1 pseudogene is annotated in these 1,089 nt (G+C 26.5%); it reads left to right on the top strand.

Annotation, left to right across the window (positions count from 1 at the left end):
- Window positions 1–1,089: pseudogene (recB, locus tag FD727_RS04030) on the top strand (exodeoxyribonuclease V subunit beta); the annotation flags it as partial.

The following is a 1,089-nucleotide window of genomic DNA, read 5'->3' on the forward strand; positions in this document are numbered from 1 at the left end:
ATTTAAATCCGATCTTAAATCTAAAAGATAATAACACTGATATGTTATCTAATCAAAATAGATTAGCAGAAGATTTACGTTTATTATATGTAGCATTAACACGTTCAATTTATCACTGTAACATAGGACTTTCACCAATTTTTTATGGTAATCGCAAAAAACATGGGACAACTGATCTTCATCATAGTGCTATTGGTTATTTATTACAATGTGGTAAGCAAATGAATAATCAAGAATTAATCCAATTATTAAAACAAATAGAAAATGAAACAGTTGATATAATTTTAAGTCAGAAACTAAGTATTAATGAACATTGGCAACAAAAAAATACAAATAAAAATGTACTAGGTGTACGTAAGATAACGCGAAAGTTAATTGATTCTTGGAAAATTACTAGTTATACTGATTTACTAAACTATCACAGTAATGATAAGATAATAGATATTAGCAGCAGTCCACAACTTAATGTAGATTCATTATTATCCAATAATATAGACCATTCTAAATCATTAATGCCACACAATTTCCCATGCGGCGTAAGAAGTGGTGCTTTTTTACATAGCTTATTTAAATCAATTGATTCAATGCGATCTTCTTCTATAGATAAAATCATTCATCATCTAAAACAATATAGTTATCCTGTATATTGGAAAACAATGCTTAGTAATTGGATCACTCGTATTCTTAATACTCCATTAAATAATCATGGTATTACTTTATCTAGAATACCACAATCCGATCGATTAATAGAGATACCTTTTATTTTACCAATTAATAAATTATTGAAGACACAAGAACTTAATATAATCATGCAAAACAATGATTCATTATCTTACGTTTCTCCTCCCCTTAATCATATTGAATTGCAAGGTATGTTTAAAGGGGTTATTGATTTGGTATTTAGATGGCAAAATAAATACTATTTATTGGACTATAAATCCAATAAATTAGGTGATAATTATGCATCTTATAAACAACAAATAATATTAAAAACAATGATTAAACATCGTTATGATCTACAATATCAATTGTATACATTAGCACTTCATCGTTATTTAATTCATCGCTTAAATGATTATCAATATGAAA

The organism is Pantoea sp. Mhis (assembly GCF_009830015.1).